This is a genomic window from Streptomyces bacillaris (assembly GCF_003268675.1).
Taxonomy (GTDB): Bacteria; Actinomycetota; Actinomycetes; order Streptomycetales; family Streptomycetaceae; genus Streptomyces; species Streptomyces bacillaris.
The window spans coordinates 4,252,581-4,267,350 of record NZ_CP029378.1 but is presented as its reverse complement, the minus strand read 5'-3'; the positions used below and the strand labels follow the sequence as shown (position 1 = coordinate 4,267,350).

The following is a 14,770-nucleotide window of genomic DNA, read 5'->3' as shown; positions in this document are numbered from 1 at the left end:
ACAACGGCGCCACCGTGTTCAGGTCACGGTGGCGCCGCTGTGTGGGGGAAGCGCCTGGAGCGACAGGTGACGACGGGGGAATCGCTCAGGCACTGCGGGGGGTGGCGGAAAGGGGTTCTGACGCGATCAGCTCGTGGTCCCGCTGATCGAGGTTCACAAAGATCATCCCGTACCTGACGGCGCAGCGGACGGGCTGCGGCGCGCCACGGGGGCGTCGGAGGCACCGATAGGCGCGGACGTCCTCGTCCTCTTCCATCACGACGACGATCGGCTCTCCGAACAGGGTGACCATCAACGAGTCGCCACGGCGGGGGAGTGCCGTGAGCAGATCGATGAAATGCCACCCTGAGCGATAGGCGGTTGCCATCTCGCGCCGGAAGGTGCGATCGTCCGGCGGCGTGGTCATGCGACCGGGTGGCTAGAGGTGACACCCCAGGTGATATCACCGGAGAGCGTGACCGATGCGGCCGACCGGGAATCGGGCTTCGGTGCGGTCCAGGTGATGTCCTCGGCGCCCTGGGCCGCCAGGGTCCCAAATGCCAGAGCCCCCACGAACACTGTGGCAAGCACCGAGCGAAGCATTCGCTTATACATTTCGGCTTCGTCCTCACTGGATGGATTCATCTCCCCCGCACCAAGACGATGTCTCATCCGCATACGCGAACACCACCGGCTCGGTGCATCATGTTCCTGCAGGTTCAGGAACATGGGGGGTGGACATATGGCCACAAGCAAGTCAAAAGCGGCACATCCTCACGGCATCACCGAACTATGCGATGCGGGACAGCGCGTGTATGCCAACGCGCTGCGATCCGGACGGATCCCCCGCGCGGATGCCGACCCGGCCCCTTGCCTGATGGACTTCGCCCTGCTCCACCCCGATCCCGACGACGCCGGCTGGCTGCGCCCGGTTTCGCCTTCCGCCGCACTCGCCCAGCGACTCCACCCCATCGAGCGGGAGATACAGGAGCGAAGGCGACATTCCGTGGAACTCGTCGACTCCTTCGAGCCCTTCATGGACATCAGCGCCCAGGACCCGCCGACGACGCACGCCATCACCGTGCTGGAAGGCAGCACGCGCATCAACGCGGCCATCGACGTGGCCACCGCGGAGTGCCGTACCGAAGTCCTGACCGTGCAGCCCGGCGGCGGCCGGAGCGAGGACATCCTCAGCAAAGGCCTCGAACGGGGCAAGGCCGTGGTGGACCGCGGCGTCAGCATCCGCACCCTCTACCAGCACACCGTCCGCCACCACCAGGGAACGTTCGCCTATGCCGAGCGCCTGGCCAGCGGCGTCGAGATCCGGACGCTCGAGGAACTGGTGGAGCGCATGCTGATCTTCGACCAGACCGTCGCCTTCATCCCCGCGAAGGACGACCGGACCGCGGCTCTGGAACTGCGGCACCCGGGGCTCATCTCCTACCTCACCAGAGTCTTCGAGCAGCTCTGGCAGCGCGCCACGCCCCTCCTGGAAGAGATTCAGTACGACCCGACGCCCGCGGGCATCAGCGGCGTGCAGAGATCCATCGCGCAACTCCTGGTGGAGGGGCATGTGGACGACTCCATAGCGCGCCGACTGGGCATGAACGTACGGACCTGCCGGGCGCACATCGCCAAGCTCAACGCGACCCTGGGCAGCAACAGCCGGGCGCAGCTGGGCTATCTGATCGCGCTGTCAGGAATCCTGGATTCGGACTCCTGACAGCGCGGCCCCCGTGCGCGAACCCGGGCGTGACGGCACAACGGGGGAGAAGGCAGTCGACGCCCGGGGTCCGTCGAGAGAGTTCCCGGCTCCCTCGACATCCCCACACTCCCCTCACAACTACGCTGGCACCACCGTCAACTTGTTGCACTGCATAAAGCAGGGGGATCCCAAATGGGCAGCAGTGAAGGCAGATTAGGACATAGCCCGCACGACAACGACGTACTGTGCGATGCGGCGCTCCGCCTGTACGAGCGGTCCCTGCGCGCCGGACGGATAGCGCGGGCCGATCTCACCGACGTTCCCTGTCTGACCGAACTGCCCCTGCTCCACCCCGATCCGTGGGACGACGCGTGGATGCGGCCCGTGCCTCCGTCGGCCGCTCTGGCCCATATCCTCCAGCCGGTCTCCCGGGAGATCGACGAACGACTGCGCCTCGCGACCGCCCTGAGCCGGTCCCTGTTCCCCCTGACCGCCGTGGCCCACGACGACCCCAACCACGCCATCACCGTGCTGGAGGGGGGCCGGGCGATCCAGGCCTCCCTCGACGAGGCGACCGCCACCGCCACGGACGAGATCCTGACGGCCCAGCCCGGCAGCAACCGCCCGGCCGACAGCCTCCGGGCGGGCCTGGCCAACGCCCGCACCGCCATCCGCCGCGGGGCCCGGATCCGCCACATCTACCAGCACCCGGCCCGGTACAGCGGCTCCATCAGGGACTACCTGGCCCAGGTCCCGGCCCAGCACCTCCAGGTGCGTACGACCGAACTCACCGTCGAGCGGCTGATCATCGTCGACCGGTCTGTCGCCTACATCCCCGGCTCCGCCGACCGCAGCACCGCCCTGCGGATCAGCCACCCCGCCCTCGTGGCGTATCTGATCCAGGTGTACGAGGTCCTCTGGGCCCAGGCCGTCCCGCTGGCCGAGAACCACCAGGCGACCCCGCCCGACGCCCGGGTCACCGCCGTCCAGGGCACCATCGCCCGCCTCCTCGCCGAGGGCCACGTCGACGACGTGGTCGCCCGCAAGATGGGCATCAGCGTCCGCACCTGCCGCTCGCACATCGCCAAGCTCATGCAGACCCTCGGCGCCACCAGCCGCACCCACCTGGGCGCCCTGCTCGTCCACTCCGGCATCGCCGAGGCCGGTCACGGCGGCGTGTGAGGGCTCCGGAAGCGCCTACGGCAGCGGGGCCGGGAGAGCGGATGAAAACGCTCTCCCGGCCCCGCTGTTCGCAGAAGCAGACACACGCACAGACGCCGGAGCGGACTCAGGCGTACCGTGCCCTACTCCCCCGCGGGCCGCTTCGGCTTCGGCCGCCACACCACCAGCGCGCCCGTCTGCTGCACGTCCTGGTACGGCACGAGGTCGCGGCGGTACGAGGCGTGGACCTGGGCCTCGCGCTGCTGCATGGCGACCGCCGCGCCGTCCACCGCCGCCGAGAGTTCCGCGACGCGCTGCTGGAGCGCGGCGACCTGGTTCTCCAGCTCGATGATGCGCTTGATGCCCGCCAGGTTGATGCCCTCGTCCTGCGACAACTGCTGCACGGTGCGCAGCAGCTCGATGTCGCGGGCCGAGTAGCGCCGGCCGCGGCCGGCCGTGCGGTCCGGGGAGACCAGGCCGAGACGGTCGTACTGGCGCAGCGTCTGCGGGTGCAGGCCCGAGAGCTGGGCCGCGACTGAGATCACGTACACCGGCGATTCATCGGTCAGCTGGTACGGATTGCGTCGACGGCCGTCCATCTCAAGCTCCCTTCGCGGCCTGGAACAGTTCCGCCCGCGGGTCCTCGTCCGCGGTCGCCTTGCGGTAGGCCTCCAGTGCGTCCCGGGCCTCCGGGCCGAGGTCCTTGGGAACCGCCACCTCCACGGTGACCAGCAGGTCGCCGCGGGTGCCGTCCTTGCGGACCGCGCCCTTGCCCCGGGCGCGCATCGTACGCCCGTTCGGGGTGCCGGCGGGCAGTTTCAGGGTGACCGAGGGGCCGCCGAGGGTGGGGACCTTCACCTCGCCGCCGAGCGTCGCCTCCGCGAAGGTGACGGGCACGGTGACCGTGAGGTTGTCGCCCTTGCGGCCGAAGACGGGGTGGGCGCCGACGTGGACGACCACGTACAGATCGCCGGCCGGTCCGCCGCGCTCGCCCGGTCCGCCCTTGCCGCGCAGCCGGATCCGCTGGCCGTCGGAGACGCCCGCCGGGATCCTGACCTGCATGGTGCGGGCCGACTTGGCCCGGCCGCTGCCGTGGCAGACGTCGCACGGGTCCTGGGCGATCAGGCCCCGGCCCTTGCAGTCCACGCACGGGTCGGTGAGCGAGAAGCCGCCGCCGCTGCCGCGCGAGACCTGGCCGGTGCCGACGCAGGTCGGGCAGACCCGGGGGGTGCCGTTCTTGTCGCCGGTGCCGGAACACGCCTTGCAGGGCGCCTGGCTGGACATCCGCAGCGGGACCGTGGCCCCGTCGACCGCCTCGCTGAAGCTGAGCGTCACCTCGGACTCGATGTCCTGGCCGCGCCGCGGCTGGACGCGGGTGCCCGCACCGCCCCGGTTGAACAGCCCGCCGAAGACGTCGCCGAGACCGCCCCCGCCACCGCCGAACCCGCCGCCGGCACCGCCCTGTCCGCCCGGGCCGCCCCCGCCGAAGAGGTCGCCCAGGTCGAAGTTGAAGTTGCCGCCCGCACCACCGGGTCCGGCGCGGAAGCCACCGTTGCCGAAGAGCGCGCGCGCCTCGTCGTACTCCTTGCGCCGCTTGGAGTCACCGAGGACGTCGTTCGCCTCGGAGATCTCCTTGAACCGCTCCTCCGCCTTGGCGTCACCCTTGTTGGCGTCGGGGTGGAACTCGCGGGCGAGCTTGCGGTACGCCTTCTTGATCTCGGCGTCGGTGGCGTCCTTGGGAACGCCGAGGACCTTGTAGTAGTCCTTCTCGACGAAGTCCTTCGTGCTCATCGACGTCCCTCCTTCCGGACGATCGGCCGAGCGGCCGGCCCGTGGGCCGGCCGCCTGACCGGTCGGTGTGCACCCTGGTGGTCGGACGGGTTTCCGTCAGACCTCCTCGGTGCCACCGCTCTCCTCGTCGTCTGTCTTCTCTTCCTTGGCCGACGCGGGCGTGGCGCCCGGCTGCGGCTCGGCGACGGCCACCCGCGCGGGGCGGATCGTGCGCTCGCCGATGCGATACCCCGGCTGGAGGATCGCCACGCAGGTCGTCTCGGTGACATCCGGCGCGTAGCTGTGCATCAGGGCCTCGTGGATCGTCGGGTCGAAGGGCTCGCCCTCCTTGCCGAACTGCTGGAGGCCCAGCTTCGCGACGACGGTCTCCAGCGACTCGGCGACCGACTTGAAGCCGCCCACCAGCTCGCCGTGCTCCCTGGCGCGGCCGACGTCGTCGAGCACGGGCAGCAGCTCGGACAGGAGGTTCGCCACGGCGATCTCCTTGACCGTGACCCGGTCCCGCTCCACGCGGCGGCGGTAGTTCTGGTACTCGGCCTGGAGCCGCTGGAGATCCGCGGTGCGCTCGCTGAGCGCCGTACGGGCCTGGTCCAGCTCGGCCGTCAGGCCGACCGTCCGGTCGGTGTCCCCGGCCGGGGCCGCCGCCTCCTCCTCGGAGGGCGCGGCAGCCTTCGGCTCGGCGTCATCAGGGGTGGCGCCGGAGGGGACGTCGGGCTTCTCCTCGAAGCCCGGAGTCTCCTCGGTCACGCCGCACCGCCCTTGGTGTCCTTCTCGTCATCCACGATCTCGGCGTCGACGACATCGTCATCGGCCTTGGCCTGGGCGCCGCCCGGAGCCTCGGCACCCGTCGCCGCACCCTCGGCCTGGGCGTTGGCGTACATCGCCTGGCCCAGCTTCTGGGAGACGGCGGCGACCTTCTCGGTGGCCGTACGGATCTCGGCGGTGTCCTCGCCCTTGAGCTTCTCCTTCAGCTCGCCGACAGCGGTCTCCACCTCCGTCTTGACGTCCGCGGGGACCTTGTCCTCGTTGTCCTTGAGGAACTTCTCCGTCTGGTAGACGAGCTGCTCGCCCTGGTTGCGCGACTCGGCGGCCTCGCGGCGGGCGTGGTCCTCCTCCGCGTACTTCTCGGCCTCCTCGCGCATCCGGTTGACCTCGTCCTTCGGCAGCGAGGAGCCGCCGGTGACGGTCATCTTCTGCTCCTTGCCGGTGCCGAGGTCCTTGGCGGCGACGTGCATGATGCCGTTGGCGTCGATGTCGAAGGCGACCTCGATCTGCGGCACACCGCGCGGGGCCGGCGGCAGACCGGTCAGCTCGAACATCCCGAGCTTCTTGTTGTACGCCGCGATCTCGCGCTCGCCCTGGTAGACCTGGATCTGCACGGAGGGCTGGTTGTCCTCGGCCGTCGTGAAGATCTCGGAGCGCTTGGTCGGGATCGTGGTGTTGCGCTCGATGAGCTTGGTCATGATCCCTCCCTTGGTCTCGATGCCGAGGGAGAGCGGGGTGACGTCGAGGAGCAGGACGTCCTTGACCTCGCCCTTGAGGACACCGGCCTGGAGCGAGGCGCCGATGGCGACGACCTCGTCCGGGTTCACGCCCTTGTTGGCCTCCTGGCCACCGGTCAGCTCCTTGACGAGCTCGGCGACGGCCGGCATACGGGTGGAGCCACCGACGAGAACGACGTGGTCGATCTCGGAGAGCTGGATGCCCGCGTCCTTGATGACGTTGTGGAACGGGGTCTTGCAGCGGTCCAGGAGGTCCGCGGTCAGCTGCTGGAACTGCGAGCGCGTGAGCTTCTCGTCCAGGTGCAGCGGGCCCTCGGCGGACGCCGTGATGTACGGCAGGTTGATCGTGGTCTCGGTCGAGGACGACAGCTCGATCTTCGCCTTCTCCGCGGCCTCGCGGAGACGCTGGAGAGCCATCTTGTCCTTGGACAGGTCCACGCCGTGGCCGTTGGCGAACTGCTTCACCAGGTAGTCGACGACGCGCTGGTCCCAGTCGTCACCACCGAGGTGGTTGTCACCGTTGGTGGCCTTCACCTCGACGACGCCGTCACCGATCTCCAGGAGGGACACGTCGAAGGTGCCGCCACCGAGGTCGAAGACGAGGATCGTCTGGTCGTCCTTGTCCAGGCCGTACGCCAGGGCGGCGGCGGTCGGCTCGTTGACGATGCGCAGGACGTTGAGGCCCGCGATCTCACCGGCCTCCTTGGTCGCCTGACGCTCGGAGTCGTTGAAGTACGCCGGGACGGTGATGACCGCGTCGGTCACCTTCTCGCCCAGGTAGGACTCGGCGTCGCGCTTCAGCTTCTGCAGGATGAAGGCGCTCATCTGCTGCGGGTTGAAGCTCTTGCCGTCGAGGTCGATCTTCCAGTCCGTGCCCATGTGGCGCTTGACGGAGCGGATGGTCCTGTCGACGTTGGTGACCGCCTGGCGCTTGGCGACCTCGCCGACGAGCACCTCGCCGTTCTTGGCGAAGGCGACGACGGACGGCGTGGTCCTGGCGCCTTCGGCGTTGGTGATGACGGTGGGCTCGCCGCCTTCGAGAACGCTGACGACGGAGTTAGTCGTGCCCAGGTCGATGCCGACCGCACGTGCCATTTCAATTCCTCCAACTGACTACTTGAGTGGATCTGACTCAAGAATGCACGACGCCGACCATCGAGTCAACAGACCTGAGTCGGGCCGACTCAACTTAGGTGCCGGTACGCGTCCCCCTCGCGCCGCTCCCCCGCCCCACCATCCCACCGTGGGATCGTTCTGTCACAAAATGCCGCGAGCCGGTCGGAAACGTCATCGATCGGCTGGTACAGGCACAGGCACACCATCGGACTCCGAACCCCGGGCGGGCGCGATGCGGAACGCGAGACAGCGGCGCGTGCGGCAGAAGAACCAGCAGAGGAAGACCCAGAGACAACGGGAGCAGCAACAGCAACGGCCGCAGCACCTCCTGGCACCAGCCCCTGAGGAGCCGCGCACCCCACCGCCGTACGCAACGAAGCCGTACGCCCCCGACCCGTACACCCCAGACCCGCACGCCCCAGACCCGCACGCCCCCGACCCGCACGCCCCCGACCCGCGCACCCCGGGCCCATACGCCTCCGCCTCCACCCCGCACGCCCCTGACGCACCCGCCCCGCCCCGCACGCCCCCGGCGCACACCCCCGCACCCCACTCTCCTCCGGTACCGCGCGCGGCCACTTCCCCTCCCGCCCCGCCGCGCGCCTGGCGGGCCTGACCGACCGGGCCGGGGGGATCGCGGACCGCATCGCTCCCCGCGCATCGCCCGAACGCCTCCTGGACCTGGCCCTCGGCACCGCCCTCCTCATCGCGGCCGCGCCCGCCCTCGCCGCCGGGGCCCTGGCGCTCGCGGTCCGGCGCGGACCCGACGGCGTATGGGACCGCAGCCCCCGTACGGGCCTGGGCGGCCGGGTCTTCACCCTCCGCTCCCTGCGCACCCGTCGGCTCCGGCTCGACCTGCTCTCCCGGCTCCCCCATGTCGTCCGGGGGGACCTCTCCCTCGTAGGACCGGCCCCGCTGGCCCCCGGTGACCCGCGCGCCGCCTGCCCCGGGGCCCGGCAGTGGCGGCAGGAGCTGCGACCGGGGCTGACGGGTCTGGCGCAGGTCAGGTCGGGTTCCGGCATGCCGTGGGACGACCCCGCCCTGCTGGACCAGCACTACGCAGAGCACCATGGAGTCGTGCTCTACCTGGCGGTCCTCGTGGAAGCCGTACGCAATCCCCTGCGCACGGCGCTCCGGAAGGCGCGCCCCGGTGGCGGCACGGACCCCGTACAACCAAGGCACACCTGAGCGACACAGATCACCGCCCGCCCGGCTACAGCGGGGTGGAATAAGTGGATAGTGTCAGCACAGACTAATTAAGTTACTGCTTAGTAGTAGTGGGCAGTAGTCAACTGGATCCCGCTCTCGCAGGCCCGAGGAGCCCTACTCATGCAACTCGCCGCGATCATCGTGTCGCTGGTGCTGACGGTCGTCGGCGTTGCGCTCATCTGCCGAGCCGTCGCGCAGATCTACCGCTTCGTCCGTCTCGGACAGCCGGTACCAGCAGGCAGCCGCACCGACGACCCCAAGGCCCGCACGATCACGCTGGTCAAGGAGTTCCTGGGCCACACCCGGATGAACCGGTGGGGCATCGTCGGCTTCGCCCACTGGTTCGTCGCGGTCGGCTTCCTGACGCTGCCGCCCACGCTGCTCCAGGCGTACGGCCAGCTCTTCAAGGCCGACTGGGTGCTGCCGGTCATCGGCACGTTCCTGCCGTTCGAGATGTACATCGAGTTCATCGGCCTGATGACGGTCGTGGGCATCCTGGCGCTGATCGTGATCCGGCTGCTGAACCTGCCCTCCCGGGCCGGGCGCAAGTCGCGGTTCGCGGGCTCGAAGGCCTGGCAGGCGTACTTCGTCGAGTACATCATCCTCACCATCGGCCTCGCGATCCTGGTGCTGCGCGGCCTCGAGGGCGCGATCCACCACGTCGAGAGCTACGACGCCGCGTACTTCGTGTCGTACCCGCTGGTCCTGGCGTTCAAGGGCCTGTCGCTGTCCACGCTCCAGACGCTCATCTACTTCACCGCGATGATCAAGATCGGCACCTCGCTGATCTGGATGATCACGGTCTCGCTCAACACCAACATGGGTGTGGCCTGGCACCGTTTCCTCGGCTTCCCGAACATCTGGTTCAAGCGGAACGCCGACGGCGAGGTCGCCCTCGGCGCGCTCCAGCCGATGACGACGGCCGGCAAGGAGATCGACTGGGACGACCCGGCCGAGGACGCGGTCTTCGGTGTCTCCCAGGTCGAGCAGTTCTCCTGGAAGGGCATCCTCGACTTCTCCACCTGCACCGAGTGCGGCCGCTGCCAGTCGCAGTGCCCCGCCTGGAACACCGGCAAGCCCCTCTCTCCCAAGCTCCTGATCATGTCGCTGCGCGACCACGCGCACGCCAAGGCGCCGTACCTGCTCGCGGGCGGCGGCAAGACCATGGAGGGCGAGGAGAAGGCGAGCGAGGAGCAGCTCAAGGACGTCCCCGCGGCCGCCCTGGCCGAGGCCGAGCGCCCCCTCATCGGCACCGCCGAGGAGAACGGCGTCATCGACCCGGACGTCCTGTGGTCCTGCACCACCTGCGGCGCCTGCGTCGAGCAGTGCCCGGTCGACATCGAGCACATCGACCACATCGTCGACATGCGCCGCTACCAGGTGATGATCGAGTCCGCGTTCCCGTCCGAGGCGGGCACGATGCTCAAGAACCTGGAGAAGAAGGGCAACCCCTGGGGCCTGGCCAAGAAGGCCCGGGTCGAGTGGACCAAGGAGGTCGACTTCGAGGTCCCGATCGTCGGCAAGGACGTCGAGGACCTCACGGAGGTCGACTACCTGTACTGGGTCGGCTGCGCGGGCGCCCTGGAGGACCGGGCCAAGAAGACCACCAAGGCCTTCGCGGAGCTGCTGCACATCGCGGGCGTGAAGTTCGCGATCATGGGCGGCGACGAGAAGTGCACCGGTGACTCCGCCCGCCGCCTGGGCAACGAGCCGCTGTTCCAGCAGCTCGGCCAGGAGAACGTGGCCATGCTGAACATGGCGTACGGCGAGGACGACGAGGACGAGACGACGAAGAAGCCCAAGTCGTCGAAGAAGATCGTCGCGACCTGCCCGCACTGCTTCAACACGATCGCCAACGAGTACCCGCAGCTCGGCGGCGAGTACGAGGTCATCCACCACACCCAGCTGCTCCAGCACCTCATCGACGAGGGCAAGCTGATCCCGGTGACCCCGGTCGAGGGCCTGATCACGTACCACGACCCGTGCTACCTGGGCCGGCACAACAAGATCTACACCCCGCCGCGCGAGATCATCGCGAAGGTCCCGGGCCTGCGGAACGAGGAGATGCACCGCCACAAGGAGCGCGGCTTCTGCTGCGGTGCCGGTGGCGCCCGGATGTGGATGGAGGAGCGGATCGGCAAGCGCATCAACACCGAGCGCGTCGACGAGGCCCTCGCCCTCAATCCGGACATCGTCTCCACCGCCTGCCCGTTCTGCCTCGTCATGCTGACCGACTCGGTCAACGGCAAGAAGAACGACGGCCAGGCCAAGGAGTCCGTCCAGGTCGTGGACGTCTCCCAGCTCCTCCTGGAGTCCGTGAAGACCCCGGTCGACCCGACCGGCGGCACGGAGCAGGTGGACGAGCCGGAGCCCGAACCGGCAAAGTGACGTAACGCATCGGCGTGAAGAGAGCGGCCGGACCTGCCTCGGGGGCAGGACCGGCCGCTTTTCCGTGCCCGGGGCGTTCTCCGCGGCCAGGGCGCCCCTGAACTCCCCTGAACTCCCCCGCGTACGCCCCCTAGTAGGGCTTTGTTAGGTGGTGTCGTAGGGCTGCCATGGGGTGGGTTGTCGGCAGGTGGGGCAGGTTCCGGTCCAGGTGGCTAGCAGATGTTGGAGGAGGGCCAGGGCTTGGTAGAGGGTCAGGCCCTGGCAGGGACTTTTGGGCATGACCGCTGCTCGGTCAGGAAGAGGTGGGCGGCGGTGACGAGGGTGACGTGGCGGTGCCAGCCGGTGAACGAGCGGCCCTCGAAGTGGTCCAGGCCCAGAGCTGTCTTCAGCTCGCGGTAGTCGTGCTCGATCCGCCACCGGGCCTTCGCCAGCCGGACCAGATCCTTCGTCGGGATGTCGGCGGGCAGGTTCGAGATCCAGTACTTCACCGGTTCCGCCTCGCCTTCGGGCCATTGCGCGATCAACCAGACCAGAGGGATCGTGCCGTCAGCTGCCGGTTTCGGGCGGCGCCCGGCGAGACGGACCCGCAGGAGTACGAAGTGCGCGTTCATCGCGGCCTTCGAGCCCATGCGCCAGGTCACAGCCCGGCCGCTGCTGCGTCCAGCAGCCAGCACATGCTCGCGCAGGGCTGCCGGGCGGATGCGGTAGCGGGGAAGCGGACGGGGGCCGAGACCGCCGTAGTCGGGCGTATGCGGCACCGCGTCCTGACCGTGCGCGGTCATCTCGCCCTTCACCTGGAGCACCCAGGCATGACCGCGTTCGTCCAGACCGCGGCGGAAGTCGGCGTTCGCGCCGTAGCCGGCGTCCGCGACGAGGACCGCGGGCCGCAGACCGGTGGCGGCGAGGTCGTCGAGCATGGCCAGCGCCAGTTGCCACTTGGGGCGGTGGCGCTCGGTCTCGGGAATCCGGCAGGCCCGCCGACGGGCCTCGGCTTCGGGCTCGTCCCAGGCGGTGGGCAGGAACAGCCGCCAGGACAAGGGACATGAAGCCGTGTCGGAGGCAGCGTGGATGCTGACACCGATCTGGCAGTTGCCGACCTTGCCCAGAGTGCCGGAGTACTGCCGGGCCACGCCCGGCGAGAAGACACCGTCCTTCGGGAAGCCGGTGTCGTCCACCACCCACGCCTGCGGTCGCACCGCTGCCACCGCCCGCCACGCCAGACGGGTCCGGACGTCCTCGACCGGCCAGGTCGAGGACGTCATGAACTGCTGCAACTGTTGGTGATCGACCCCGAGCCGTTCCGCCATCGGCTGCATCGACTTCCTCCGACCCTCCAGCAGCAGGCCCCGCAGATACAGAGCACCCTTCTGCCGCTGGTCCCGCCGCACCAACGGCGCGAACACCTCCGAAGCGAACTCCTCCAACCGACCCCGCACCACGGCAAGCTCCCCAGCCCTCATACAGCCAGCGAACTACCACACACCCAAAGTGACAAGACCACCTAACAAAGCCCTACTAGGGGATGTCACAGCTCGGCCGCAATGGCGGACGGGTTCCCCGGCCCCCCGCTCCCGACCGCCGAGCACCAGGTACGTTCGATGGGTGGCTGGATTCAGGATCGGACGCGGCCGGGACAACCGCACCCCGCAACAACCGCAGCAGCAGCGGCAGCAGCCGTACGGAGGGCAGGCACCACAGCCGCCGTACGGTGCTCAGCCCTGGCCGACGGCAGGAGGCGGCGGCAACGGCTCGGCGCCCCCGCCGTACAACGCCCCGTACAACAACGGCGGCGGCTACGGGAACCACGGACACGGCGGTCACCACGGCCAGGCCCCCCAAGGCCACGGCGGCGGTCACCACGGCGGTCACGGCGAGCCGGAGTACTTCGGCGACCCCTACGCCGGTGCCCCCGCACCCCACGACCCGTACGCCAACAACCCGGGCCACACACAGGCGTTCCGCGTCGACGAGGACCCGTACGGCGACGGCAGCACGTACCACGCCGGTTCCGCCCCCGCCCAGCCGACCGGCCCCCGGCTGCACTGGAAGCAGCTGCTGACGGGCATCGTGATGCGCCCCGGCCCGACGTTCTGGCAGATGCGGGACTACGCGGTCTGGGGCCCGGCGCTGATCGTCACGTTCCTCTACGGCCTGCTAGCGCTGTTCGGCTTCGACCAGGCGCGCGACGAGGCGATCAACGCGACGATCTCGACGGCCGTCCCGTACGTCCTCTTCACCGGCGTCGGCTTCGTCATCGGCGGCCTGGTCCTCGGCGCGGTGACCCACACCCTGGCCCGCCAGCTGGGCGGCACGGGCTCGTGGCAGCCGACGGTGGGCCTGTCGATGCTGATCATGTCGATCACGGACGCCCCGCGCCTCCTCTTCGCCCTCTTCCTGGGCGGCGAGAACTCCCTGGTCCAGATCGTGGGCTGGCTGACCTGGCTGGCGGCGGGCGCGCTGTTCACGTCGATGGTGAGCAAGTCGCACGACCTGCCGTGGCCGAAGGCGCTGGGAGCGTCGGCGATCCAGCTGATCGCGCTGCTGTCGATCATCAAGCTGGGCACGATCTAGGAACACGGGAAAGGCCCCGGAGCGCACACGGCACTCCGGGGCCTTTTCACGTACTGCTCCACCGGGCTACGCGTCGAGAACCTGCCCGTCCCGCCGGACGACGGGCTTCTCCACGCTCCAGGGGAAGTTGATCCAGTCGTCGGTCTTCTTCCACACGTACTCGCACTTCACGAGGGAGTGGGACTTCTCGTAGATGACGGCGCTGCGGACCTCGGCGACGTGGTCGACGCAGAAGTCGTGGACGAGCTTGAGGGTCTTGCCCGTATCAGCGACGTCATCGGCGATCAGAACCTTCTTCTCCGAGAAGTCGATCGCGTTGGGGACGGGCGCCAGCATGACGGGCATCTCCAGGGTCGTCCCGACCCCGGTGTAGAACTCCACGTTGACCAGGTGGATGTTCTTGCAGTCGAGCGCGTAGGCGAGCCCACCCGCGACAAAGACCCCACCCCGGGCAATGCTCAGCACGACATCGGGCTCGTACCCGTCGTCGGCGACGGCCTGGGCCAGCTCGCGCACGGCGCGCCCGAAGCCCTCGTAGGTAAGGTTTTCCCGCACGTCACTGGCCACGATTGATCACACCTGAGTCCGATGGAAGTTCTGGAAGGACCGCGAGGCGGTCGGCCCCCGCTGCCCCTGGTACCGCGACTCGTACCGCTCGGAGCCGTAAGGGAACTCGGCGGACGAGGACAGCTTGAACAGACACAGCTGCCCGATCTTCATCCCCGGCCAGAGCTTTATCGGCAGGGTCGCGAGGTTCGACAGCTCCAGGGTCACGTGGCCGGAGAACCCGGGGTCGATGAACCCGGCGGTCGAGTGCGTCACCAGCCCGAGCCGCCCGAGGGAGCTCTTCCCCTCGAGCCGGGAGGCCAGGTCGTCGGGGAGCGAGATCACCTCGTACGTGGACGCCAGCACGAACTCGCCGGGGTGCAGGATGAAGGCCTCGTCCCCCTCCGGCTCGACGGTCCGCGTCAGATCAGGCTGTTCCACCGCCGGATCGATGTGCGGGTACCGGTGGTTCTCGAACACCCGGAAGTAGCGGTCCAGCCGCACGTCGATGCTCGACGGCTGCACCATCGAAGGGGCGTACGGATCAATGCGGACTCGCCCGGCGTCGATCTCGGCCCGGATGTCCTTGTCTGAGAGAAGCACGCCCCGAGGATACGCAGAAGGCACGACCCCACCCCAACCGGACCGGCCCCCGTGCCTTCCGCCACCACCTCTACGGCTTCGCGCCTATGGCTTTCCGGCTACTGCCTTGCGCCTTCCGGCTTCCGGCTTCCGGCTTCCGGCTTCCGGCTTCCGGCTTCCGGCTTCCGGCCGACGCTCGCCAGCTATCGCCTTCAGGTTT

The 14,770-nt window shown here is 69.0% G+C and carries 13 protein-coding genes and 1 pseudogene; 5 read left to right on the top strand and 9 right to left on the bottom strand.

Going from position 1 to position 14,770, the window contains the following annotated elements:
* Positions 1–85 precede the first annotated feature (85 nt).
* Positions 86–406, bottom strand: a complete 321-nt coding sequence (locus tag DJ476_RS18480) for a Rieske (2Fe-2S) protein (RefSeq protein ID WP_015609572.1) — start codon at positions 404–406, stop codon at positions 86–88.
* Complete coding sequence (locus tag DJ476_RS35655) at positions 403–708, bottom strand: hypothetical protein (protein ID WP_244210375.1); 306 nt, start codon at positions 706–708, stop codon at positions 403–405. Before DJ476_RS35655 ends, DJ476_RS18480 begins: the two co-directional genes overlap by 4 nt.
* A gap of 148 nt (positions 709–856) precedes the next feature.
* On the opposite strand from DJ476_RS35655, the gene DJ476_RS18470 reads away from it, so the two are divergent.
* Both DJ476_RS18470 and DJ476_RS18465 read left to right on the top strand, forming a co-directional pair.
* On the top strand, positions 857–1,702 hold the full coding sequence (locus DJ476_RS18470; protein ID WP_070204354.1) for a helix-turn-helix transcriptional regulator: 846 nt from the start codon (positions 857–859) through the stop codon (positions 1,700–1,702).
* Positions 1,703–1,876: 174 nt separating this feature from the next.
* Entirely contained in the window at positions 1,877–2,866 is a 990-nt protein-coding gene (locus DJ476_RS18465; RefSeq protein WP_103419347.1) for a helix-turn-helix domain-containing protein, read from the top strand.
* A gap of 122 nt (positions 2,867–2,988) precedes the next feature.
* On the opposite strand, the gene DJ476_RS18460 is transcribed toward DJ476_RS18465, so the two are convergent.
* The 4 genes from DJ476_RS18460 to dnaK form a co-directional block, all read right to left on the bottom strand.
* Positions 2,989–3,444 carry a heat shock protein transcriptional repressor HspR gene (locus DJ476_RS18460; protein ID WP_018489588.1) on the bottom strand — a complete coding sequence of 152 codons (456 nt, stop codon included), beginning with the start codon at positions 3,442–3,444 and terminating at the stop codon, positions 2,989–2,991.
* A gap of 1 nt (position 3,445) precedes the next feature.
* Positions 3,446–4,636 (bottom strand): molecular chaperone DnaJ, encoded by a 1,191-nt coding sequence (gene dnaJ / locus DJ476_RS18455; RefSeq protein WP_103419348.1) that lies wholly within the window; start codon positions 4,634–4,636, stop codon positions 3,446–3,448.
* A gap of 96 nt (positions 4,637–4,732) precedes the next feature.
* Entirely contained in the window at positions 4,733–5,383 is a 651-nt protein-coding gene (grpE, locus tag DJ476_RS18450) for a nucleotide exchange factor GrpE (RefSeq protein WP_112491071.1), read from the bottom strand.
* Positions 5,380–7,233 (bottom strand): molecular chaperone DnaK, encoded by a 1,854-nt coding sequence (gene dnaK, locus DJ476_RS18445; RefSeq protein WP_070204309.1) that lies wholly within the window; start codon positions 7,231–7,233, stop codon positions 5,380–5,382. Before dnaK ends, grpE begins: the two co-directional genes overlap by 4 nt.
* Positions 7,234–7,857: 624 nt before the next feature.
* Between dnaK and DJ476_RS18435 the strand changes: the two are divergent.
* Positions 7,858–8,486 (top strand): annotated as a pseudogene (locus DJ476_RS18435) (sugar transferase).
* Between the two features lie 97 nt (positions 8,487–8,583).
* Complete coding sequence (locus DJ476_RS18430; protein WP_103419350.1) at positions 8,584–10,851, top strand: (Fe-S)-binding protein; 2,268 nt, start codon at positions 8,584–8,586, stop codon at positions 10,849–10,851.
* 251 nt (positions 10,852–11,102) lie between these two features.
* Here DJ476_RS18430 and DJ476_RS18425 read toward each other — a convergent pair whose 3' ends face one another.
* Complete coding sequence (locus DJ476_RS18425; RefSeq protein WP_079167082.1) at positions 11,103–12,311, bottom strand: IS701 family transposase; 1,209 nt, start codon at positions 12,309–12,311, stop codon at positions 11,103–11,105.
* 142 nt (positions 12,312–12,453) lie between these two features.
* Between DJ476_RS18425 and DJ476_RS18420 the strand changes: the two genes are divergently transcribed.
* A complete protein-coding gene (locus DJ476_RS18420; RefSeq protein WP_070204307.1) occupies positions 12,454–13,422 on the top strand; it encodes a Yip1 family protein in 969 nt (322 codons plus the stop codon).
* Positions 13,423–13,488: 66 nt separating this feature from the next.
* On the opposite strand, the gene DJ476_RS18415 is transcribed toward DJ476_RS18420, so the two are convergent.
* Entirely contained in the window at positions 13,489–13,989 is a 501-nt protein-coding gene (locus tag DJ476_RS18415; protein WP_070204306.1) for a phosphoribosyltransferase, read from the bottom strand.
* 6 nt (positions 13,990–13,995) lie between these two features.
* Positions 13,996–14,571 carry a dCTP deaminase gene (dcd, locus tag DJ476_RS18410; RefSeq protein ID WP_112491070.1) on the bottom strand — a complete coding sequence of 192 codons (576 nt, stop codon included), beginning with the start codon at positions 14,569–14,571 and terminating at the stop codon, positions 13,996–13,998.
* Between the last annotated feature and the right edge of the window lie 199 nt (positions 14,572–14,770).

Bases quoted from the DNA above. Each gene is read 5' to 3' on its own strand.
- DJ476_RS18480 (WP_015609572.1), bottom strand. From the start codon at position 406: ATGACCACGCCGCCGGACGATCGCACCTTCCGGCGCGAGATGGCAACC.
- DJ476_RS35655 (WP_244210375.1), bottom strand. From the start codon at position 708: ATGTTCCTGAACCTGCAGGAACATGATGCACCGAGCCGGTGGTGTTCG.
- DJ476_RS18470 (WP_070204354.1), top strand. From the start codon at position 857: ATGGACTTCGCCCTGCTCCACCCCGATCCCGACGACGCCGGCTGGCTG.
- DJ476_RS18465 (WP_103419347.1), top strand. From the start codon at position 1,877: ATGGGCAGCAGTGAAGGCAGATTAGGACATAGCCCGCACGACAACGAC.
- DJ476_RS18460 (WP_018489588.1), bottom strand. From the start codon at position 3,444: ATGGACGGCCGTCGACGCAATCCGTACCAGCTGACCGATGAATCGCCG.
- dnaJ (WP_103419348.1), bottom strand. From the start codon at position 4,636: ATGAGCACGAAGGACTTCGTCGAGAAGGACTACTACAAGGTCCTCGGC.
- dnaK (WP_070204309.1), bottom strand. From the start codon at position 7,233: ATGGCACGTGCGGTCGGCATCGACCTGGGCACGACTAACTCCGTCGTC.
- DJ476_RS18430 (WP_103419350.1), top strand. From the start codon at position 8,584: ATGCAACTCGCCGCGATCATCGTGTCGCTGGTGCTGACGGTCGTCGGC.
- DJ476_RS18425 (WP_079167082.1), bottom strand. From the start codon at position 12,311: ATGAGGGCTGGGGAGCTTGCCGTGGTGCGGGGTCGGTTGGAGGAGTTC.